This is a genomic window from Streptomyces sp. P6-2-1, from assembly GCF_050613165.1.
Taxonomy (GTDB): Bacteria; Actinomycetota; Actinomycetes; order Streptomycetales; family Streptomycetaceae; genus Streptomyces.
This window is the reverse complement of sequence record NZ_CP192513.1, coordinates 6,845,269-6,866,254: the sequence shown is the minus strand read 5'-3', so window position 1 is coordinate 6,866,254 and position 20,986 is coordinate 6,845,269. Positions and strand designations below refer to the sequence as shown.

The 20,986-nt window shown below is 74.4% G+C and carries 13 protein-coding genes and 1 riboswitch; of the genes, 6 read left to right on the top strand and 7 right to left on the bottom strand.

From position 1 onward, the window contains the following. Nucleotides 1–158 precede the first annotated feature (158 nt). On the top strand, nt 159–1,439 hold the full coding sequence (aceA, locus tag ACQYWQ_RS28880) for an isocitrate lyase (protein WP_431038743.1): 1,281 nt from the start codon (nt 159–161) through the stop codon (nt 1,437–1,439). A 251-nt stretch (nt 1,440–1,690) separates the two neighbouring features. Further along, on the top strand, nt 1,691–3,229 hold the full coding sequence (locus tag ACQYWQ_RS28875; RefSeq protein WP_431038742.1) for a malate synthase: 1,539 nt from the start codon (nt 1,691–1,693) through the stop codon (nt 3,227–3,229). Nucleotides 3,230–3,333: 104 nt separating this feature from the next. On the opposite strand, the gene ACQYWQ_RS28870 is transcribed toward ACQYWQ_RS28875, so the two are convergent. From ACQYWQ_RS28870 to ACQYWQ_RS28850, 5 genes are read right to left on the bottom strand one after another with little or no spacing between them, the layout of a single operon-like run. Beyond that, entirely contained in the window at nt 3,334–4,110 is a 777-nt protein-coding gene (locus tag ACQYWQ_RS28870; RefSeq protein ID WP_431038741.1) for an enoyl-CoA hydratase, read from the bottom strand. Continuing rightward, complete coding sequence (gene mmsB / locus ACQYWQ_RS28865; RefSeq protein ID WP_431038740.1) at nt 4,107–5,024, bottom strand: 3-hydroxyisobutyrate dehydrogenase; 918 nt, start codon at nt 5,022–5,024, stop codon at nt 4,107–4,109. Before mmsB ends, ACQYWQ_RS28870 begins: the two co-directional genes overlap by 4 nt. Beyond that, nucleotides 5,021–6,091, bottom strand: coding sequence for an enoyl-CoA hydratase/isomerase family protein (locus ACQYWQ_RS28860; RefSeq protein ID WP_431038739.1), 1,071 nt, complete (start codon nt 6,089–6,091; stop codon nt 5,021–5,023). Before ACQYWQ_RS28860 ends, mmsB begins: the two co-directional genes overlap by 4 nt. Further along, nucleotides 6,088–7,263: an acyl-CoA dehydrogenase family protein gene (locus ACQYWQ_RS28855; protein ID WP_431038738.1), complete on the bottom strand. Its 1,176-nt coding sequence runs from the start codon at nt 7,261–7,263 to the stop codon at nt 6,088–6,090. Before ACQYWQ_RS28855 ends, ACQYWQ_RS28860 begins: the two co-directional genes overlap by 4 nt. A gap of 12 nt (nt 7,264–7,275) precedes the next feature. Beyond that, entirely contained in the window at nt 7,276–8,799 is a 1,524-nt protein-coding gene (locus tag ACQYWQ_RS28850; protein ID WP_431038737.1) for a CoA-acylating methylmalonate-semialdehyde dehydrogenase, read from the bottom strand. 738 nt (nt 8,800–9,537) lie between these two features. Between ACQYWQ_RS28850 and ACQYWQ_RS28845 the strand changes: the two genes are divergently transcribed. Then, entirely contained in the window at nt 9,538–12,033 is a 2,496-nt protein-coding gene (locus ACQYWQ_RS28845) for a glycoside hydrolase family 2 protein (protein ID WP_431038736.1), read from the top strand. A gap of 48 nt (nt 12,034–12,081) precedes the next feature. On the opposite strand, the gene ACQYWQ_RS28840 is transcribed toward ACQYWQ_RS28845, so the two are convergent. Next, on the bottom strand, nt 12,082–13,557 hold the full coding sequence (locus tag ACQYWQ_RS28840; RefSeq protein ID WP_431038735.1) for a hypothetical protein: 1,476 nt from the start codon (nt 13,555–13,557) through the stop codon (nt 12,082–12,084). A gap of 88 nt (nt 13,558–13,645) precedes the next feature. Beyond that, entirely contained in the window at nt 13,646–17,236 is a 3,591-nt protein-coding gene (gene cobN, locus ACQYWQ_RS28835; protein WP_431039395.1) for a cobaltochelatase subunit CobN, read from the bottom strand. Between the two features lie 55 nt (nt 17,237–17,291). Then, nucleotides 17,292–17,367: riboswitch (cobalamin riboswitch) on the bottom strand. Nucleotides 17,368–17,475: 108 nt separating this feature from the next. Between cobN and ACQYWQ_RS28830 the strand changes: the two genes are divergently transcribed. From ACQYWQ_RS28830 to ACQYWQ_RS28820, 3 genes are read left to right on the top strand one after another with little or no spacing between them, the layout of a single operon-like run. Continuing rightward, on the top strand, nt 17,476–18,765 hold the full coding sequence (locus ACQYWQ_RS28830) for a cobalamin biosynthesis protein CobG (protein ID WP_431038734.1): 1,290 nt from the start codon (nt 17,476–17,478) through the stop codon (nt 18,763–18,765). 44 nt (nt 18,766–18,809) lie between these two features. After that, complete coding sequence (locus ACQYWQ_RS28825) at nt 18,810–19,442, top strand: precorrin-8X methylmutase (RefSeq protein ID WP_431038733.1); 633 nt, start codon at nt 18,810–18,812, stop codon at nt 19,440–19,442. Then, nucleotides 19,439–20,932 carry a precorrin-2 C(20)-methyltransferase gene (locus ACQYWQ_RS28820; protein ID WP_431038732.1) on the top strand — a complete coding sequence of 498 codons (1,494 nt, stop codon included), beginning with the start codon at nt 19,439–19,441 and terminating at the stop codon, nt 20,930–20,932. Before ACQYWQ_RS28825 ends, ACQYWQ_RS28820 begins: the two co-directional genes overlap by 4 nt. Nucleotides 20,933–20,986 lie beyond the last annotated feature (54 nt).

Here is a 20,986-nt window from a genome sequence, read left to right as displayed (position 1 = left end):
GGCGGGGCGTCACGCCCCAGAGGACTCAGTGCGACACTCCGTGCCGCACAGGGCTGAGTCCGGACCCCCTGCCGCACCACGCTTCACAACCGTGACACCGCACCACCGCGCACGACAGCGCCACCACTGCGACATCTCTCAGGGAGACGGTGACCCTCATGGGCAACACGACCGACCGCGCAGCCGAACTGACCCGCCGCTGGGCCGAGGACCCCCGATGGAAGGGAATCGAGCGGACCTACTCCGCCGAGGACGTCGTGCGGCTCTCCGGCAGCGTCCGCGAGGAGCACACGCTCGCCCGGCGCGGTGCCGAGCGGCTGTGGCGCCAGCTCCACGAGCGCGACTACATCCACGCACTCGGCGCCCTCACGGGCGGCCAGGCGGTCCAGCAGGTCAAGGCCGGTCTCCAGGCCATCTACCTCTCCGGCTGGCAGGTCGCCGCCGACGCGAACCTCGCCGGGCAGACGTACCCGGACCAGAGCCTCTACCCCGCCAACTCGGTCCCGCAGGTCGTGCGACGCATCAACAACGCGCTTCTGCGCGCCGACCAGATCGCGACCGCCGAGGACGACGGCGACACGACCGACTGGCTCGCCCCGATCGTCGCCGACGCGGAGGCAGGATTCGGCGGCCCGCTCAACGCCTTCGAGCTGACGAAGGCGATGATCGCCGCCGGGGCGGCCGGCATCCACTACGAGGACCAGCTCGCGTCCGAGAAGAAGTGCGGCCACCTCGGGGGCAAGGTCCTCGTGCCGACCTCGCAGCACATCCGCACCCTCAACGCGGCCCGTCTCGCCGCCGACATCGCGGACACGCCGACCCTCGTCATCGCCCGCACCGACGCGCTCGCCGCGACCCTGCTCACGAGCGACGTCGACGAGCGCGACGCGCCCTTCGTCACCGGGGAGCGCACCTCCGAGGGCTTCTACCACGTGCGCAACGGCATGGCCCCCGTCATCGCGCGTGGTCTCGCCTACGCCCCGTACGCCGACCTCATCTGGGTCGAGACCGGCACCCCGGACCTGGCCCAGGCGCGGGAGTTCGCCGAGGCGATCCACGCCGAGCACCCGGACCAGATGCTCGCGTACAACTGCTCGCCGTCCTTCAACTGGCGCGCCGCGCTCGACGACGACCAGATCGCCAAGTTCCAGCGCGAGCTGGGCGCGATGGGCTACCGCTTCCAGTTCATCACCCTCGCCGGGTTCCACTCCCTCAACCACGGGATGTTCGACCTGGCGCGCGGCTACGCCGAGCAGGGCATGACCGCCTACGTCGACCTCCAGGAGCGCGAGTTCGCCGCGCAGGCCCAGGGCTTCACCGCCGTGCGCCACCAGCGCGAGGTCGGCACGGGCTACTTCGACCTCGTCTCCACGGCCGTCAACCCGGCCTCCTCCACCACCGCGCTCGCCGGCTCCACCGAGGCCGAGCAGTTCCACTAGCCGGACCGGGACGGCGGCGGGCCCCACTCCTCGCCCGCCCCGTCCTCTCCCTCGCGGCACGCACCTGTGCGGGTGCGCCGCCGCACCGGGGACGCGCGCCCTCGCGTCGGCGCGCGTCCCCGTACCCCCGAGCGAACGGGGGCCGGGCACCCGTCTCCGTCCGGCCCCCGTTCCTCGCACCCTCACCCGGTCCCCCGGGCCCGCGGATCACGCGTGACCCCGCCGCCCGGCCCCGCCCCAGGAGGTCCCCGATGCCCACTCTCGCCCCGGCCCGTACCGTCCGGGTCCTCGCGGCCCCCGGCGCGCGCCACGAAGAGATCCTGACGCCCGCCGCGCTCGACTTCCTCGGCGCGCTCGTCGCCGCCTTCGGTGAGCGCCGCCAGTGGCTGCTGCGCGAGCGGCGCCGCCAGGCGCACCGCCTCGCCGCCGGAATCCGCCTCGACTTCCCGCTCGTCACGACGCCGCTGCGCACCGACCGCTCGTGGCGCGTCGCGCCCCCGGCGCCCGGGCTCGAAGAGCGGCACGTGGAACTCGTGGGCCCGCCCACGCCGCAGGCCGCGGCCGCCGCGTACGGCTCGGGGGCCTCGACCTGGACCGCCGACTTCGAGGACGCCACCTCGCCGACGTGGCACACCGTCCTCGACGGGCACCTCCTCCTCAAGGACCTCGTCCGCACCCCGCGCTCCGGTGCGCGCCCCACGCTCGTCGTGCGGCCGCGCGGCTGGCACCTCGACGAGGCGCACCTGGAGTACGGCGGACAGCCCGTCCCTGCCGCGCTCGCCGACTTCGCGCTGTTCTTCTTCCACAACGCCGAGCCGCTCGTCGAGGCGGGGCACGGCCCGTACTTCTGCCTGCCGAAGCTGGAGAACCGGTACGAGGCGCGGCTGTGGAACGACGTCTTCGTCCTCGCGCAGGAGCTGATCGGCCTCCCCGCGGGGACCGTGCGGGCCTCGGCGCTCATCGAGACGATCACCGCGGCGATGGAGATGGAGGAGATCCTCCACGAACTGCGCGCGCACAGCTCGGGGTTGATCGCCGGGCGCTGGGACTACCTGTTCAGCCTCATCAAGACCTTCGGGCACCGCACCGACTTCCTGCTGCCCGACCGCGCGCGGCTGCCGATGACGGCGCCGTTCCTGCGCGCGTACACCGAACTCCTCGTGCGCACGTGCCACCGGCGCGGCGCGCACGCGATCGGCGGGATGGCGGCGCAGGCGCCCGAGGGCGGTCCGGCCGCGATCGAGGCGGCGCTCGCCGAGGTGCGGCGCGACAAGGAGCGGGAGGCCGAGGACGGCTTCGACGGCTCGTGGGTCGCGCACCCGGGGCTCGTCCCTGTCGGCCGCGAGGTCTTCCGGGGCGTCCTCGGCGACAGGCCGCACCAGCTCGACCGTACGCGCGACGACGTCGAGGTCCGGGCAGCCGAACTCCTCGCGGTGCCGCGCCTGACGGGCGCGCCGGGGCCCGAGGGGGTGCGGGGCAGCGTGGCGCTCGCGGTCCGCTACTTCGACCGCTGGCTCGGCGGTACGGGGCTGCTCGACCAGGGGGGCCTGATCGCCGACGCCGCGACCGCCGAGATCGCCCGCACGCAGATCTGGCAGTGGCTGCGGCACGGGGCCGTGGGGCGGGAGACGGTGGAGCGGCACGTCGACGAGGAGCTGACCGCCCTCGCGACGGAAGGCGCGCACAGCGACCCGGCGACGGTCCGGGCACTGTTCGCGGCGACGGCGCTGGGGCCTGAACTGCCGCTGTTCTTCACGCGGTACGGGTACGACAAGTACATGGCGAACTGACGCCTCGAACGCCGGAGGGGCCCATGCGGCCCCTCCGGCGTTCGAGGAGCGGGGGTCCGGGGCTGAGCCCCGGACCCCGGCCCCGGCAGAGGGCGCTCAGCCCCTCAACGGTGCCGAAATTCCGCCTTCCGCTTGTCGGTGAACGCTGCCATCCCCTCCTTCTGGTCCGCGAAGGCGAAGACCGAGTGGAAGAGGCGGCGTTCGAAGTGGACGCCCTCGGCGAGGGTCGTCTCGAACGCCGTGTTGACCGCTTCCTTCGCCATCATCGCGGCGGGGGCCGAGAGGTGGGCGATCGTCTCGGCAGCGGCCAGGGCCTCCGGGAGGAGGTCGGCAGCGGGGACGATCCGCGAGACGAGGCCCGCGCGTTCGGCCTCGGTCGCGTCCATCGTGCGCCCGGTCAGGCACAGGTCCATCGCCTTCGCCTTGCCGACCGCGCGGGTCAGCCTCTGCGAGCCGCCGATCCCCGGGATGACGCCGAGCTTGATCTCCGGCTGCCCGAACCGCGCCGTGTCCGCCGCGATCAACAGGTCGCACAGCATGGCGAGTTCGCAGCCCCCGCCGAGCGCGTGCCCCGCCACGGCGGCGATCGTCGGGGTGCGGAGCCTGCCGAGCCTGTCCCAGGCCGAGAACCAGTCGTGCAGGTACATCTCGACCGAGGTGCGCGGCGCCATCTCGGTGATGTCCGCACCCGCGGCGAAGGCCCGCTCCGAACCCGTGATCACGAGACAGCCGGTCTCCGGGTCACGGTCCAGTTCCTCCGCCGCGCCGACGAGTTCCTCCATGAGCCGCGCGTTCAGCGCGTTGAGCGCCTTCGGGCGGTTGAGGGTCAGCAGGGCGACGCGTCCCCTGCGCTCGACCAGGATCGTCTCGTACGTACTCATTCCGCGGCCTTTCCCGAGTCGTCACGCAGGACCCGCACGATGCCGGAGAAGTCCTCGTCAGCGCCCCGCCCTTCGGCGTACGCCGCGTACATCTCCGCGGCGCGCAGCCCGAGTTCGGCGTGCACGCCGCCCGCGCGGACCGCGTTGGCCGCGAGGCCGAGGTCCTTGGCCATGAGCGGGGCGCCGAAGCCCGGGCGGTAGTCGCGGTTGGCCGGGGACGTGGGAACGGGCCCGGGCACCGGGCAGTTGACGCTGAGTGCCCAGCACTGCCCCGACGCGGTCGACGCGACGTCGTAGAGGGCCTGGTGCGAGAGGCCGAGGCTCTCGGCGAGGACGAACGCCTCGCTCACGGCGATCATCGAGACGCCGAGGATCATGTTGTTGCAGATCTTCGCGGCCTGCCCCGCACCCGCCGCGCCGCAGTGCACGACCTTCTTGCCCATGACGTCGAGCAGCGGCAGCGCTTCGGCGAACTCGGTCTCTCCCCCGCCCACCATGAAGGTGAGGGTCCCGGCCTCGGCGCCGACCACGCCGCCGGAGACGGGCGCGTCGAGCACGCGCATCCCGCGCCCCGCGGCGAGCGCGTGCACGGCGTGGGCGTCGGCGACGTCGATCGTGGAGCAGTCGACGAAGAGGGTGCCCGGGCGTGCGGCGCCGAGGATGTCCTCGTACAGGCCGAGGACGTGGCGCCCCGCCGGAAGCATGGAGATCACGAGGTCGGCGCCCGTCACGGCGTCGACGGCGCTCGACGCGGCCTCCGCCCCCGCGGCGACACCCGCTTCGAGGGCGGCGGGCACGAGGTCGAAGGCCCGCACGGTGTACTCCGCGCGGACGAGGTTCGCGGCCATCGGGGCGCCCATGTGCCCGAGCCCGATGAACGCGACGGTGCTGACCTTCTTGTCGGTACTGCTCACCGTGTCACCTCCGGTGTCGGGGCGAGCCCGAGTTCGCGCTCGCCCAGGGGTGTGAAGAAGCGTGCGACGTCGGCGGCGTCCACCTCGGCGAGCGAGGCCGGGTTCCAGTGCGGGTCACGGTCCTTGTCGACGACCTGCGCACGGATTCCCTCGACGAGGTCGGGTGTCGCGAGGCACGCGAGCGAGACGCGGTACTCCTGGTCGAGCGCCTCCTCCAGCGTGCCGAGCGCGCGGGCGCGGCGGAGCGCGGCGAGGGTCACCTTGAGGCTCGTCGGGGAGCGCCCTTCGAGGGTCGCGGCATCGGCGTGGGCCGCTTCCTCGGGGCGGGCCCGCAGCCGGGAGACGATCTCCTCGACGGTGTCCGCCGCGTAGCAGGCGTCGATCCAGGCGCGCTCGGCGTCGAGCGCGGCGGGCGGTGCCTCGGCCGCGTACCGCCCGACGGCCTCCTCCGCGGGTGACGTGCCGAGCGCCTCGACCAGTTCCGGCAGGGCACGCGACGGTACGAAGTGGTCGGCGAGCCCGAGGCGCAGCGCGTCCCCCGGCCCCGCGACCGTGCCGGTGAGGGCCTGGCGGGTACCCAGGTGTCCGGGGGCGCGCGAGAGCAGCCACGTACCGCCGACGTCGGGCACGAAGCCGATGCCTGTCTCGGGCATCGCGGCCTTCGTGCGCTCGGTGACGATCCGGACCGAGCCGTGCGCGGAGACACCGATGCCGCCGCCCATGACGATGCCGTCCATGAGCGCGACGTAGGGCTTGGAGTAGTGCGGGATACGGGCGTTGAGCCGGTACTCCTCGCGCCAGAAGTCCGCGGCCTCCTGCCCGTCGCCCCCGCGCGCGGCCTCGAAGACGGCGCGGATGTCGCCGCCCGCGCACAGGCCGCGCTCCCCCGCCCCGGTGAGGACGACGGTCGCGATCGCGTCGTCGTCCTCCCAGGCGGTGAGAGCGGCGTCGATCAGGCCGACCATCTCGTGCGTGAGGGCGTTGAGGGCGCGCGGGCGGTTGAGCACGAGGCGGGCGGCGTGTCCCGTGACCGGGGTGAGGACGGGACTCTCCTCGGCGCCGCTCACCGCGCCGCTCCTGTGAGGCCCCTGGCCACGATGACGCGCATGATCTCGTTGCTTCCTTCCAGGATCTGGTGGACCCGCAGGTCCCGGACGATCTTCTCGATACCGTACTCGTGCAGATAGCCGTAGCCGCCGTGGAGTTGGAGCGCGCGGTCGGCGATCTGGAAGCCGGTGTCGGTGGCGAAGCGCTTGGCCATCGCGATGAGCTGCGGGGCCTGCGGGTCCTTGTGGTCGAGGGCCTCGGCGGCCTGGTGGAGCAGGGCGCGCGCGGCGGCGAGTTCGGTGGCCATGTCGGCGAGCCGGAAGCGCAGCGCCTCGGACTCGATGAGCGGCTGCCCGAACGCCTCGCGTTCGGTGAGGTGCGTGAGCGAGCGGTCGAGCGCGGAGCGGGCGCCGCCGAGGGAGCAGGCGGCGATGCCGAGACGGCCGCCGTTGAGGCCGTTCATGGCGATGCGGAAGCCCTGCCCCTCCGCGCCGAGCATCCGGTCGGCGGGCACGCGCACGCCGTCGAGGATCACCTGCCGCGTCGGCTGGGCGTTCCAGCCCATCTTGTGCTCGTTGGGCCCGAAGCCGAGCCCGGGGTCCTCCTTGTCGACGAGGAAGGCGCTGATGCCGTCGGGTCCCGCGCCGCCCGTACGGGCCATGACGAGGTAGAGCCCGGCGGCGCCGGCACCTGAGATGAACTGCTTGACGCCGGTGAGGACCCAGTCGTCGCCCTCGCGCACGGCGCGGGTCGAGAGCGCGGCGGCGTCGGAGCCCGCGCCCGGCTCGGTGAGGCAGTAGCTCGCGAGGTCGTCCATCGCGCACAGCCCGGGGAGGTAGCGGGCGCGCTGGGCCTCGTCGCCGTAGGTGTCGATCATCCAGCCGACCATGTTGTGGATCGACAGGTAGGCGGCGACGCAGGGGCAGCCGGTGGCGAGCGCCTCGAAGACGAGGACGCCGTCGGCGCGCGTGAGCCCGGAGCCGCCGGACTCCTCGCGGACGTAGACGCCGCCGAGGCCGAGCGCGGCGGCCCTGCGCAGGACGTCGACGGGGAAGTGCTTCTCGCGGTCCCACTCCAGGGCGTGCGGGGCGAGCTGGTCCGCGGCGAAGTCGAGCGTGGTCCCGACCAGCGCGCGCTGGTCCTCGCTGAGGAGGGTGTCGTACGTGGTGGTGCCGTGCGTGGTGGTGCTCATCGTGGTGTGCCCTCAGCCCATCGTCGGGATGGTGAAGCTCGCCCCTTCGCGCAGCCCCTTGGGCCAGCGCGTGGTGACGGTCTTGGTGCGGGTGTAGAAGCGGACCGCGTCGGGTCCGTGCTGGTTGAGGTCGCCGAAGCCGGACGCCTTCCAGCCGCCGAAGGTGTGGTAGGCGACGGGGACGGGGATCGGCACGTTGACGCCGACCATGCCGGTGTTGACACGGCGCGTGAAGTCGCGCGCGGTGTCGCCGTCGCGTGTGAAGATCGCGACGCCGTTGCCGAAGGGGTGCTCGCTGGGCAGGCGCAGGGCCTCCTCGTAGTCGGCCGCGCGCACGACGCTGAGCACGGGCCCGAAGATCTCCTCCTGGTAGATCCGCATGCCGGGGGTCACGCGGTCGAAGAGGGACGCCCCGGCGAAGAAGCCCTTCTCGTGGCCCGGGAGGGTGAAGTCACGGCCGTCGACGACGAGTTCGGCGCCCTCTTCGACGCCGATGCCGATGTAGGAGCCGACGCGGGCGAGCGCGTCGGGCCCGACGAGGGGACCGAAGTCGGCTTCGGGGTCGTCGCTCGTGCCGATCCGCAGCCCCGCGATGCGCTCCTTGAGCCGGGCCACGAGCGCGTCGGCGGTCTCCTCGCCGACGGGCACGGCGACGGAGATCGCCATGCAGCGCTCGCCCGCCGAGCCGTACCCTGCGCCGACGAGGGCTTCGACGGCCTGGTCGAGATCGGCGTCCGGCATCACGATCATGTGGTTCTTGGCGCCGCCGAAGCACTGGGCGCGCTTGCCGTGCGCGGCGGCGCTCGCGTAGATGTGCGCGGCGATGGGCGTGGAGCCGACAAAGCCGAGCGCCCGGACGCGCGGGTCCTCGATGAGGGTGTCCACGGCTCCGCGGTCGCCGTTGACGACGTTGAGCACCCCGGCGGGCAGCCCGGCTTCGAGGAACAGCTCGGCGAGGCGCAGCGGCACCGAGGGATCGCGCTCGGAGGGCTTGAGGACGAAGGCGTTGCCGCAGGCGAGTGCGGGGGCTGCCTTCCAGAGCGGGATCATCGCGGGGAAGTTGAAGGGCGTGATGCCCGCGACGACGCCGAGCGGGGAGCGCAGCGAGTGCACGTCGATACCGGTCCCCGCGTTGTCGGTGAACTCGCCCTTCATCAGGTGCGGGATACCGGCGGCGAACTCGACGACTTCGAGGCCGCGCTGGAGGTCGCCGTGCGCGTCCGCGACCGTCTTGCCGTGCTCGCTCGACAGGAGGCGGGCGATCTCGTCCTTCTCCTGCTCGACGAGCTGGAGGAAGCGCAGCAGCACGCGGGCGCGTCGCTGCGGATTCCACTCGCCCCACTCGCGCTGGGCGCGGGCCGCGTCGGCGATCGCCGCCTCGGTCTCGGCGCGGCTCGCGAGCGGCACGCGGGCCTGGACCTCGCCGGTGTTGGGGTCGTAGACGTCGGCGAAGGAACCGGAGGTGCCGGGGGTGTGCTTGCCGCCGATGAAGTGGGTGAGTTCGCGTACGGGGGCGCGGTCGGGCGCACTGGCCATGAGGTGTCTGCTCTCGTCAGGGGATGCGGGATGGCTCGCGGCTCGCCGGCCGTGCGGGTGGACGGGTGCGGCGGGGCGCGGGGGCGTGCGGCGTCGGGGCGGGACGCGCGGGACGCGGCGGACGCGGTACGGGCCCTGGCCTCGTGGGGCCGTGGGCCTCGGAGCCGCGGGGTGCCGCGCGCGGTGCGGGTCTCAGCTCCGGGGTCGGTGGCGCCGTGGCCGGTGGGCGGGGTGGCCGCCGGATCGGTGGGCGCGCACGAGTGCCATACGTGTCAGCTCCATCCCTCGTGGACATCGTGGACAACGTGGATAACGCGGACAACACGGATCGTCCCACGGCGGGTCGTCGATCCCGGATCACCGCGCCCCGTGCGCCTGGCCGACGTCCCTGTTCGTCGGTCGTGGCTCGCGGATCTCGCGACGGGCCGCTCCCCGGCACCGGCGGCGGGGCACACCGGAGTCACACCGGGCCACCCCACGTCGCGGGCCTGCCCGGACTATATAGTTGGACGTCCTAGTAAATCCAGCCTCCGACCGGGAGCGCCACTGAAATCGCAGGTCGGAGGGGGTGTCCTGACGCGGGATCAGCACTGCGGGGGCGTCTCGGGGCCGCACGCGTGCCGGGCCCCGTGCGCGACGGCGTGGCGCGGGGGGACGATGTCACGGGGGGCTCGGTACGACGGTTCCGTCCGCCGTGCTCCCCGCCGACCGCTCCGTCCCCTCCCTCTCTGGAGTGACATGAAAGCGAGCCCCATCGACCACGGCTGGACCCTGCGTCTCGACCCGCGCAGGCACCGCCCCGAGCAGGCCACGGACGCGCTCGTGGACGAAGGGGTCCCCGCGCGCGTGCCCGGCTGCGCGCACACCGACCTCCTCGCGGCCGGGCTCATCCCCGACCCGTACCTCGGCCGGAACGAGGAGACGGTCGCGTGGGTGGGCCGCGCCGACTGGACGTACCGCACGACGCTCGCGGGCGGCTCAGGGGACGGGTACGAGCGCGCCGACCTCGTCTTCGACGGGCTCGACACCGTCGCCGAGGTACGGATGGGGGGCCGGACGCTCGGCAGGACCCGCAATATGCACCGCGCGTACCGCTTCGACGCGACGGAGGCGCTCGCCGCGGGCGGCAGCGTGCCCCTTGAGGTCGCCTTCACGTCCGCGTACGAGGAGGCCGAGGCGGTGCGCGAGCGGCTCGGACCACGCCCGAACGCGTACCCCGAGCCCTTCAACTTCGTCCGCAAGATGGCGAGTTCCTTCGGCTGGGACTGGGGCCCCACGCTCGTCACCGCCGGGATCTGGCGGCAGGCGCGGCTGGAGCGCTGGTCGCTCGCGCGGCTCGCCGACGTGCGGCCGGAGGTGACGGTGGGCGAGGACGGCACCGGGCGGGTCCGGGTGCGGATCGCCGTCGAGCGCACCGCGGGCGGGGCGGCACGCACGCTGCGCGCCGCGGTGCGGGTCGCGGGCGCCGGGACGACGGCGTGGCTCCCGCCGGGCTCCGATGTCGCGACGGTGCTCGTGGAGGTGCCGGACGTCGCGCTGTGGTGGCCGCGCGGGTACGGCGAACAGCCGTTGTACGACTGCGTGGTGACGCTCGGCACGGACGACGGCGAAGGCGCCGCGCTCGACTCCTGGGAACGGCGCGTCGGCTTCCGCACCGTGGCGCTCGACACCGCCGGGGACGCGGAGGGCAGCGCCTTCACCCTCCGGGTCAACGGGCAGCCCGTCTTCGCGCGCGGCGTGAACTGGATTCCGGACGACACGCTCGTCTCACGCGTGGACGCGGCGCGCTACCGGCGGCGCCTGGGCCAGGCGGCGGCCGCGGGCGTCAACCTCGTGCGCGTGTGGGGCGGCGGGATCTACGAGAGCGAGGACTTCTACGACGCCTGCGACGAGACGGGGCTTCTCGTGTGGCAGGACTTCCTCTTCGCGTGCGCCGCCTACCCGGAGGAGGAGCCACTGCGCTCGGAGGTCGAGGCGGAGGCGCGCGAGAACGTCGTGCGGCTCATGCCGCACCCCTCGCTCGTGCTGTGGAACGGCAACAACGAGAACCTGTGGGGCTTCAGGGACTGGGGCTGGGCCGAGGAGCTGAACGGCGCCTCGTGGGGCGAGGGCTACTACCTCGGCCTGCTCCCCCGCGTCGTCGCGGAGACCGACCCCACGCGCCCCTACTGGGCGGGCAGCCCCTGGTCGGGCTCGCCCGAGCGGCACCCGAACGACCCGCGGCACGGCACGACGCACTCCTGGGAGGTGTGGAACAGGCTCGACTACGCCGCCTACCGCGACGACGTGCCGCGCTTCATGGCCGAGTTCGGCTGGCAGGCGCCCCCGGCGTACGCGACACTGCGCCGCGCGCTCGGCACGGACCAGCTCGCCCCCGACGCGCCGGACATGCTCCATCACCAGAAGGCGGAGGGCGGCAACGGGAAGCTCGCGCGCGGCCTCGCCGCGCACTTCGATGCACCCGGCGACTTCGACACCTGGCACTACCTGACGCAGCTCAACCAGGCCCGCGCGGTCGCGACCGGGATCGAGCACTGGCGCGCGCACTGGCCGGTGTGCGCGGGCACGGTCCTCTGGCAGCTCAACGACTGCTGGCCGGTGACGAGCTGGGCGGCGATCGACGGGGACGAGCGCGAGAAGCCGCTCTACCACGAGCTGCGCCGCCTGTACGCGGACCGGCTCCTGAGCCTCGTCGAGCGGGACGGTCGGCTCGCCCTCGCGGTCGTCAACGACGCGGCCACACCGTGGGAGGGCCGCGCGCGGATACGACGGCTGGACGCGAAGGGGGGCGGGCCGGAGGCGTACGAGCTGGAGTTCAGCGCGGCGGCCCGGGCGGTGCGGCTGGTCGAACTGCCTCTCGCGCTCACGGAGTTCGGCGATCCCGCACGGGAGTTCCTGCTCGCCGATGCGACCACCCCGACGGGAGAGGACCTGCGCGCCTTCCATTTCGCCGCTCCCGACAAGGAGTTCGCCTACCCCGCTGCCGAGGTGCGCACACAGGTCGCGGCGACCGCGGACGGCGCCGACGTGACCGTGACGGCGCACACGCTCGTACGGGACCTGCTGCTCCAGGCGGACCGGCTCGCCCCGACGGCGACGGCGGACCGGGGGCTCGTGACGCTGCTGCCCGGCGAGTCGGTGACGTACCGGGTCAGCGGCTGGGACGGAAGGGAAGCGGGCGCGGCGGACGGCGCGCTGTGGTGGGTCGGCAAGGGGGCGCGCGTGGCCGGTTGAGGACGTACGGGCCCGGGGGTGCGGCACCCCCGGGCCCGGGCCCGCGTGTCACCGCGCGCGGGAGCGCCGCCCCCGTGCCCACAGCGCGAGGGCCCCCGCCACGACGACCGCCGCTCCGCCGCCCGCCCACCAGGCGGCGTGGTTCCCGCTCCCGCCCGGCGAGTCCGCGCCCTCGCCCGCGAGGGCCACGACGCGCGCCGTGTCGTTCGCGGGCTCGGGGTCGCCCGGGTACTCCTTGCCGTCCCTGCCGCGCAGTCGCACGGAGCCCTCGGCGGGGACGGGGCCGAGGCGGAGCCGGAAGGTGAGGTGCTGCGTGTCGCCGGGCTCGTGGACGGCGAGGGGGCAGGTGTAGACGCCCGCCTTGTCGTGCGTGCACAGGGGCTCGAAGTAGTCCTCGTCCAGCTCCTCCATCGGCTCCTTGAGGACACGCGCGCCCTTGGGCGGGGTGAACCGGAGCGCTACGGCGGGATTCCCGCCCGGGTCGCCCGGCCCCTTGTTGGTGGCGCCCACGCTGATGTCCCGTTCCTCGCCGCCGCTGCCGCTCGTGCGGGCGCCGAGTGCCGCGTAGTCGGAGGGGTTGTCCACGGAGAACTGCGTCCAGGCGGTGGCCTCGTCGCTCCAGGTGCCCGTGGCGGCCGTGCTCGCCGTGCCGGGCTCCGGACGCAGGGCGGGGCCCTTGCCGGGCTCGGTCCTGTCGGGGACGACGACCCCGTCGTACGGGCCGAGGTCGAGCGGCCAGGCGGACTGGTGCAGGCTGCCGCCCGTCTCGACCTTCGGGGCGCGCAGGTCGAGCCCTGGCGCGAGGTCGACGCTCTCGCCGGCGGCGAGGTCGAGCGAGGGGAAGCGGCACACGGCGGTGGTGTCGTGGTAGCGGCAGTTCGAGAAGCGTTCCGTCTCGGGCGTCATGGTGTCGGTGGTGTACGTGAGCCCGAGGCCGTGCGCGGGGGTCTCGCCCGCGTTGCGCACGACGAAGGCGAAGTGCGTACGGGCGCCGGGACGCAGGTGCGCGACCTTCTCGGGGCGGCGGATCTCCAGGATCGGGCCGCCGACGACGACACGTGTGGTGGCCTCGCTCACGCGGCCGCCCGGGGCCTCGAAGCGCAGGTGCAGGTCCCCCGCGTCCCCGGCCCTGCTGCCGGGAGCGGCGTACGGGAGTGCGCCCGCCCAGTCGGCCCAGCTGTTGTAGCTCGCGCCGACCGCGCAGACGATCCTGCCGCTGTCGCCCGAGCAGCCGTTGCCGAACTTCTTCAGGCGCAGGACGTCCTCGGCCCCGCGTACGTCCATGATCAGGCGTCCCGTCCTCTTCCCCGCGACCGCGTCGACGTCGTAGCGGACGTGCAGGCGCTTGTCGCGCGCGGGGCGCTTCCGGCCGCCGGGCGGGGCGACGTGGTACGTGGCCGGGGCGGTCAGGTGCGGATCGGCCGCCGCGGCCGGCGTGGTCCCGAGAGGGACCACGCCGGTGAGGCAGGCCGCGAGGGCGAGGAGGACGCCGCGGATGCGGGGGGTGTGGGGGCGAACAACCATGCGGGCCAGTCGATCACGCGGCGCACCGCGCGCGGACGGCACCCCGGCCCCGTGCGGGTGGAGGGCCCCTGACCCGGGAGAACCCCGCTCAGTCCTCCCCGCCCTCCAGGTCGCCCTCCGTCTCCAGGTACACCTGCCGCAGCGCGTCGAGCACCGCCGGGTCCGGTTCGGCCCACATGCCGCGCGACTCGGCCTCCAGGAGGCGCTCAGCGATGCCGTGCAGGGCCCAGGGGTTGGCCTCCTGGAGGAAGGCGCGGTTGGTCTCGTCGAGGACGTACGTCTCGGTGAGCTTGTCGTACATCCAGTCGGCGATGACCCCGGTCGTGGCGTCGTAGCCGAACAAGTAGTCCACGGTGGCGGCGAGTTCGAAGGCGCCCTTGTAGCCGTGGCGGCGCATCGCCTCGATCCAGCGGGGGTTGACGACGCGGGCGCGGAAGACGCGCGAGGTCTCCTCGACGAGCGTGCGGGTGCGTACGGTCTCGGGGCGCGTCGAGTCGCCGATGTACGCCTCCGGCGCGGTGCCGCGCAGGGCGCGCACGGCCGCGACCATGCCGCCGTGGTACTGGAAGTAGTCGTCCGAGTCGGCGATGTCGTGCTCGCGCGTGTCGGTGTTCTTCGCCGCGACGGCGATCCTGCGGTAGGCGGTCTCCATCTCCTCGCGCGCGGGGCGCCCTTCGAGGCCACGCCCGTAGGCGTACCCGCCCCACACCGTGTAGACCTCGGCGAGATCGGCGTCCGTGCGCCAGTCGCGCGAGTCGATGAGCTGGAGCAGTCCGGCGCCGTAGGTCCCCGGCCTGGAGCCGAAGATGCGCGTGGTGGCGCGGCGTTCGTCGCCGTGCTCGGCCACGTCGCGCTGGACGTGGGCGCGGATGTGGTTGTGCTCCGCGGGCTCGTCGAGCGAGGCGGCGAGGCGGACGGCGTCGTCCAGGAGGCCGACCGTGTGCGGGAAGGCGTCGCGGAAGAAGCCGGAGATGCGCAGGGTCACGTCGACGCGGGGGCGGCCCAGTTCCTCGTACGGGATCGCTTCGAGCCCCGTGACGCGGCGCGAGGCGTCGTCCCACACGGGCCGGACGCCGAGCAGCGCGAGGGCTTCGGCGATGTCGTCGCCCGCCGTGCGCATCGCGCTCGTGCCCCACAGCGAGAGCCCGACCGAGGTGGGCCACTCGCCGTGGTCGGCGCGGTAGCGGTCCAGGAGCGAGGTCGCGAGGGCCTGCCCGGTCTCCCAGGCGAGGCGCGAGGGGACGGCCTTCGGGTCGACGGAATAGAAGTTGCGGCCCGTCGGCAGGACGTTGACGAGACCGCGCAGCGGGGAGCCCGAGGGGCCCGCGGGGACGAAGCCGCCGCGCAAGGCGTGCAGGGTGTGGTCGAGTTCGTCGGTCGTCGCGGCGAGGCGCGGGATCACCTCGCGCGCGGCGAAGGCGAGGATCGCGCGGACGTCCTCGTTCTCGTCCTGCGGCACCGCCTCCGGGTCCCAGCCCGCGTCCTCCATCGCCTGGACGAGGGCGCGGGCGCGTTCCTCGGCGGCGTCGGCGCTCGCGAGGGTCGCGGCGGACTCGTCGAGGCCGAGCGCTTCGCGCAGCCCGGGGAGCGCCTGCGTGCCGCCCCAGATCTGGCGGGCGCGCAGGATCGCGAGGACGAGGTTGACGCGGTCGGCGGCGGCGGGGGCCTTGCCGAGGACGTGGAGGCCGTCGCGGATCTGGGCGTCCTTGACCTCGCAGAGCCAGCCGTCGACGTGCAGGAGGAAGTCGTCGAAGCCGTCGTCATCGGGGCGGTCGTCGAGGCCGAGGTCGTGGTCGAGGCGCGCGGCCTGGATGAGCGTCCAGATCTGGGCGCGGATCGCGGGGAGCTTCGCGGGGTCCATCGCGGCGATCTGCGCGTGCTCGTCGAGGAGTTGTTCGAGGCGCGCGATGTCCCCGTACGACTCGGCGCGGGCCATCGGCGGCACCAGGTGGTCGACGAGCGTCGCGTGGACGCGGCGCTTGGCCTGCGTGCCCTCGCCCGGGTCGTTGACGAGGAAGGGGTAGACGAGCGGCAGGTCGCCGAGCGCCGCGTCGGGGCCGCACGCGGCGGAGAGGCCCGCGTTCTTGCCCGGGAGCCACTCCAGGTTGCCGTGCTTGCCGAGGTGCACCATCGCGTCGGCGCCGAAGCCGCCCTCACGCACGGGGGCAGCGATCCAGCGGTAGGCCGCGAGGTAGTGGTGCGAGGGCGGCAGGTCGGGGTCGTGGTAGATCGCGATGGGGTTCTCGCCGAAGCCGCGCGGGGGCTGGATGAGGACGAGGAGGTTCCCGAAGCGCAGCGCCGCGAGGACGATGTCGCCCTCGGGGTTGGCGCCGCGGTCCACGAACATCTCGCCTGGCGCGGGCCCCCAGTGCTCCTCGACGGCCGCGCGCAGCTCCTTCGGGAGCGTCGCGAACCAGCGGCGGTAGTCGGCGGCGGGGATACGGACCGGGTTGGCGGCGAGCTGTTCCTCGGTGAGCCATTCCTGGTCGTGCCCGCCCGCCTCGATGAGCGCGCGGATCAGCTCGTCGCCGTCGCCGGACTCGACGCCGGGGATGGGCTCGTCGCCGAAGTCGTAGCCCTCGGCGAGGAGGCGGCGCAGGAGCGCGATGGCGCTCGCGGGCGTGTCGAGGCCGACCGCGTTGCCGATGCGGGAGTGCTTGGTGGGGTACGCGGACAGGACGAGCGCGAGGCGCTTCTCGGGCGCGGGGATGTGACGCAGGCGGGCGTGGCGCACGGCGATCCCGGCGACGCGCGCGGCGCGCTCGGGGTCGGCGACGTAGGCGGGGAGGCCGTCCGCGTCGATCTCCTTGAAGGAGAAGGGGACGGTGATGAGGCGGCCGTCGAACTCGGGCACGGCGATCTGGCTCGCGGCGTCGAGCGGCGAGACGCCCTCGTCGTTCTCCTGCCAGTCGGCGCGCGAGCCGGTGAGGCACAGGGCCTGGAGGATCGGTACGTCGAGCCCGGCGAGCGCGCCCGCGTCCCACGCCTCCTCGTCGCCGCCCGCGCTCGCCTCGGCGGGGCGCGTGCCCCCGGCGGCGAGGACGGTGGTGACGAGGACGTCGGCGGTGCGGAGCGTGTCGAGCAGACCCTCCTCCGGGGTACGCAGCGAGGCCACGTAGAGCGGGAGCGCCCGGCCTCCCGCGTCCTCGACGGCCTCGCACAGCGCGTCCACGAAGCCGGTGTTGCCGCTCATGTGGTGGGCGCGGTAGTAGAGCACGGCGACGACGGGACCCGTGGTGGTGCGCGGGGTGCGCTCCAGGGGGCCCCAGGAGGGGGCGGGCGCGGGCGCGTCGAAGCCGTGGCCGGTGAGGAGCACGGTGTCGGAGAGGAAGCGGGCGAGGTGTGCGAGGTTCGCGGGACCGCCGTGCGCGAGGTAGGCGTGGGCCTCGGCCGCGATGCCGACCGGAACGGTGGACGCGGCCATGAGCTGGGCGTCAGGGGCCTGCTCGCCGCTCAGCACGACGACGGGACGGCCGTCGGCGAGGAGCAGGTCGAGCCCCTCCTCCCAGACCCGGATTCCGCCGAGGAGCCGGACGATCACGAGATCGACGCCTTCGAGGAGGTCGGGCAACGCGTCGAGCGCGAGCCGCGAGGGGTTCGCGAAGCGGTACGGGACAGGGCCCGCGGCCGCGCGGGCGCTGAGCAGGTCCGTGTCGGACGTCGACAGGAGCAGGAACATGCGGCGTCGGCCCTTCCTCGGGGTGTCCACGCCCCGGGCGGTGTTCGGACGGCGGGAGTTCCTGGCTCACACGCGGCTGATGCGCGTGCTCACAGTGGCGGGACCGCGCCGGATTCGCACCGGGCTTCCTCCCCTGTCGCCGTCTGGCGGTGGCGGACCGGGTGGGACCGCCGAGTGGTCATAGTACGGGGGCCGGGCAGGCAGGGGTACGGGGCGGCCTCCCCCGTGGGCGGATCGGTATGCTCGCCGCCATGCCCTCCCCTCTTCCGCGCCCCGCCGTGCCTCCGGCCTCCCCGGTGACCGCCGCGGCCGCCGCGGCGGCCGCTGGTGACGCCTGTCCCGGTGCGCTGCGGCTGCACCACGCCGACGACGGCGGGCTGGCGCGGGTGCGGGTGCCCGGCGGGGTGCTCGGCGCGGCACAGCTGGCGGCGCTCGGGGAGCTGGCCCTGCGGCGCGGGGACGGTGACCTGCACCTGACCTCGCGCGGCAACGTGCAGCTGCGCGGCCTCGGCCTCGCCTGCGGCGAGGCGCTCGGACGGGCCCTCGCGGACGCGGGCCTGCTGCCCTCGTACGCCCACGAGCGCGTCCGCAACATCGTCGCCTCGCCGCTCTCCGGGCTCGACGGGCACGGGGTGCGCCCCGTCGGCGACTGGCTGCGCGCGCTCGACGCCGCGCTGTGCGGCAGCGAACGGGCGCAGGCCCTGTCGGGCAGGTTCCTCTTCGCGCTCGACGACGGCAGGGGCGACATGACCTCGCTCGGGGCCGACGTGACGGTGCGCGCGCTCGTGAGCGGCGAGGCGCTGGTACGGGTCGGTGCCGGTGCCTTCGCCGTGGCCGCCGCCGACGCCCCGCACGCGGCGCTGCGCGCTGCCGAGCTGTTCCTCGACGCGGCGGCGCGCGCGCCCGAGGGCACCCGCGTGTGGCGGGTCGCCGAGCTGCCGGAGGGCTCCGGGCTCGCCGGGGCCGTACGGGAGCGGCTCGCCGACGAGGGCGTCACGGCCCGTACCGCCCTCGCGCGGGGCCCGCTCCCCGAGGCCGCGCCGCCCGCCCCAGGACCGTACCCAGGCGCCCTCTCCGTGCACGTCCCTCTCGGCCTTCTCTCTCCTGCCGCGTGGCGGGAGTTGACGCGCGCCGGGGCGGAGCTGCGGCTCACCCCCTGGCGGGGTGCCGTCGTCGTGGGGCCCGTCGAGGGCGCCGCCGAACGGCTCGCCGCCGCCGGGCTCGTCACCGCGCCGGGCTCCGCGTGGCCGCGCGTCGGCGCCTGCGTGGGGAGCCCGGGGTGCGCGCGGGCGCGCGCCGACGTGCGCGCCGACGCCGCGCGGGCGCTGCCCGCCGTCGCCGCCTCGCCGCTCCCGCTGTACTGGTCGGCGTGCGAACGGCGTTGCGGCAGGCCCGCGGAACCGCACGCCGATGTCGTCGCGGGCCCGGACGGCGGCTACGTCCTGACCCTCCCCGGCCGCGCGCCGCGCCCCGTGGACGCGGCGGACCCCGCGCGGCTCGCGACGGCGCTCGCCGCGCCGACCCCCTGAACCCACCCCGTACCCGCACCACCACACCGAGAGCAGCGAGACCCGTGAGCACCCGCTACACCTACGAGAAGGACGGCCCGGCGATCTACCGGGAGTCCTTCGCCACCATCCGCGCCGAGGCCGAACTCGGCGGGCTGCCACCGGAGATCGCGCAGGTCGCGGTCCGGATGATCCACGCCTGCGGCATGGTCGACCTCGTACGGGACCTCGGCTGGTCGCCGGACGTCGTGACGCGGGCCCGCGCGGCGCTGCGCGCGGGGGCGCCGATCCTGACCGACGTGAAGATGGTCGCGAGCGGTGTCACGCGCAAGCGGCTGCCCGCGGAGAACGAGGTGGTCTGCACACTCGCCGATCCTTCCGTACCGGCGCTCGCGAAGAAGCTGGGCACGACGCGCAGCGCCGCGGCGCTCGACCTGTGGGGTGACCGCCTCGGCGGTGCCGTCGTCGCGGTCGGGAACGCGCCGACCGCGCTGTTCCGGCTCCTGGAGCTGGTCGACGCGGGCGCGCCGCGGCCCGCCGCCGTGCTCGGTGTCCCGGTCGGGTTCGTGGGCGCGGCGGAGTCGAAGGACGCGCTCGCCGCGCACGGCGGACTGGACTACCTGGTGGTGCGGGGGCGGCGCGGGGGCAGCGCGCTCGCCGCCGCCGCGCTCAACGCGATCGCGAGCGAGGAAGAATGAGCGGCAAGCTGTACGGGGTCGGGCTCGGCCCCGGGGACCCCTCGCTCCTGACCGTGCGGGCCGTCGACGTGATCCGTGCGGCGGACGTGGTCGCCTACCACAGCGCGCGGCACGGCCGCTCGATCGCGCGCGGGATAGCGGAACGGTACCTGCGCGCGGACCACGTCGAAGAGCTGCTCGTCTACCCGGTCACGACGGAGACGACGGACCATCCGGGCGGCTACCGGGGGGCCTTGGAGGAGTTCTACGAGGAGGCGGCGGCGCGGCTGGCCGCGCACCTCGACGCGGGGCGCACGGTCGCGGTGCTCGCGGAGGGCGACCCGTTCTTCTACGGCTCGTACCAGCACATGCACAAGCGGCTCGCCCACCGCTACGCGACCGAAGTGGTGCCAGGCGTCACGTCGTTCGCCGCCGCATCGGCGCGGCTCGGGCGGCCGCTCGTCGAGGGCGAGGAGGTGCTGACCGTGCTGCCGGGGACGCTTCCCGAGGAGGAGTTGACCGCGCGGCTCGCGGCGACCGATTCGGCGGTCGTGATGAAGCTGGGCCGCACCTTCCCCAAGGTCCGCCGGGCGCTTCAGAGTGCGGGACGGCTCGACGAGGCGCGGTACGTGGAGCGGGCGACGATGGACGGGGAGCGCACCGCGGCGCTCGCCGACGTGGACGCCGACGGGGTGCCGTACTTCTCGGTCGCCGTGCTGCCGAGCCGGGTGGCCGGGGGCCCTCGGGAGCCGGGCGCGCAGCGCGGCGAGGTGGTGGTGGTGGGGACGGGTCCCGCCGGGCCGCTGTGGCTGACGCCGGAGTCGCGGGGCGCGCTCGCGGCGGCGGACGACCTCGTGGGGTACGCGACGTACATCGACCGCGTACCGGAGCGTCCCGGCCAGCGGCGGCACGCGTCGGACAACCGTGTGGAGTCCGAACGCGCCGAGTTCGCCTTGCAGTTGGCGGCCCGGGGGCGGAGGGTCGCGGTCGTGTCCGGGGGTGATCCCGGGGTGTTCGCGATGGCGACGGCGGTGCTCGAAGTGGCCTCGCGGGAGGAGTACGCGGACGTGCCCGTACGGGTCCTGCCGGGGGTGACGGCGGCGAACGCGGCGGCGGCGCGGGCGGGGGCGCCGCTGGGGCACGACTACGCGGTGTTCTCGCTCTCGGACCGGCTCAAGCCCTGGGACGTGGTGGCCGCGCGGCTGCGCGCCGCGGCGGGCGCCGATCTCGTCCTCGCGCTCTACAACCCCGGTTCGGGGAGCCGGACGTGGCAGGTCGGCGCGGCCCGTGACGTGCTCCTGGAGCACCGCGCGCCCGGTACGCCCGTCGTGGTGGCGCGTGACGTCGGCGGCGCGGGCGAGCGGGTGCGGATCGTGCGGCTCGCCGACCTCGACCCCGCCGATGTGGACATGCGCACGATCCTGCTCGTGGGCTCCTCGCGGACACGGCTGGTGCGGCGCGGGGACGGCGAGGAGATCGTCTGGACGCCGAGGCGGTACCCGGCGGAGTAGGGGGTGGACACGGGGCCGGTCTCATGGAGAGGCCGGCCCCGTCACCGTGCGGGC

Bases quoted from the DNA above. Each gene is read 5' to 3' on its own strand.
- ACQYWQ_RS28875 (WP_431038742.1), top strand. From the start codon at position 1,691: ATGCCCACTCTCGCCCCGGCCCGTACCGTCCGGGTCCTCGCGGCCCCC.
- ACQYWQ_RS28845 (WP_431038736.1), top strand. From the start codon at position 9,538: ATGAAAGCGAGCCCCATCGACCACGGCTGGACCCTGCGTCTCGACCCG.
- ACQYWQ_RS28870 (WP_431038741.1), bottom strand. From the start codon at position 4,110: ATGAGTACGTACGAGACGATCCTGGTCGAGCGCAGGGGACGCGTCGCC.
- aceA (WP_431038743.1), top strand. From the start codon at position 159: ATGGGCAACACGACCGACCGCGCAGCCGAACTGACCCGCCGCTGGGCC.
- ACQYWQ_RS28850 (WP_431038737.1), bottom strand. From the start codon at position 8,799: ATGGCCAGTGCGCCCGACCGCGCCCCCGTACGCGAACTCACCCACTTC.
- ACQYWQ_RS28840 (WP_431038735.1), bottom strand. From the start codon at position 13,557: ATGGTTGTTCGCCCCCACACCCCCCGCATCCGCGGCGTCCTCCTCGCC.
- cobN (WP_431039395.1), bottom strand. From the start codon at position 17,236: ATGTTCCTGCTCCTGTCGACGTCCGACACGGACCTGCTCAGCGCCCGC.
- ACQYWQ_RS28820 (WP_431038732.1), top strand. From the start codon at position 19,439: ATGAGCGGCAAGCTGTACGGGGTCGGGCTCGGCCCCGGGGACCCCTCG.
- ACQYWQ_RS28855 (WP_431038738.1), bottom strand. From the start codon at position 7,263: ATGAGCACCACCACGCACGGCACCACCACGTACGACACCCTCCTCAGC.
- ACQYWQ_RS28830 (WP_431038734.1), top strand. From the start codon at position 17,476: ATGCTCGCCGCCATGCCCTCCCCTCTTCCGCGCCCCGCCGTGCCTCCG.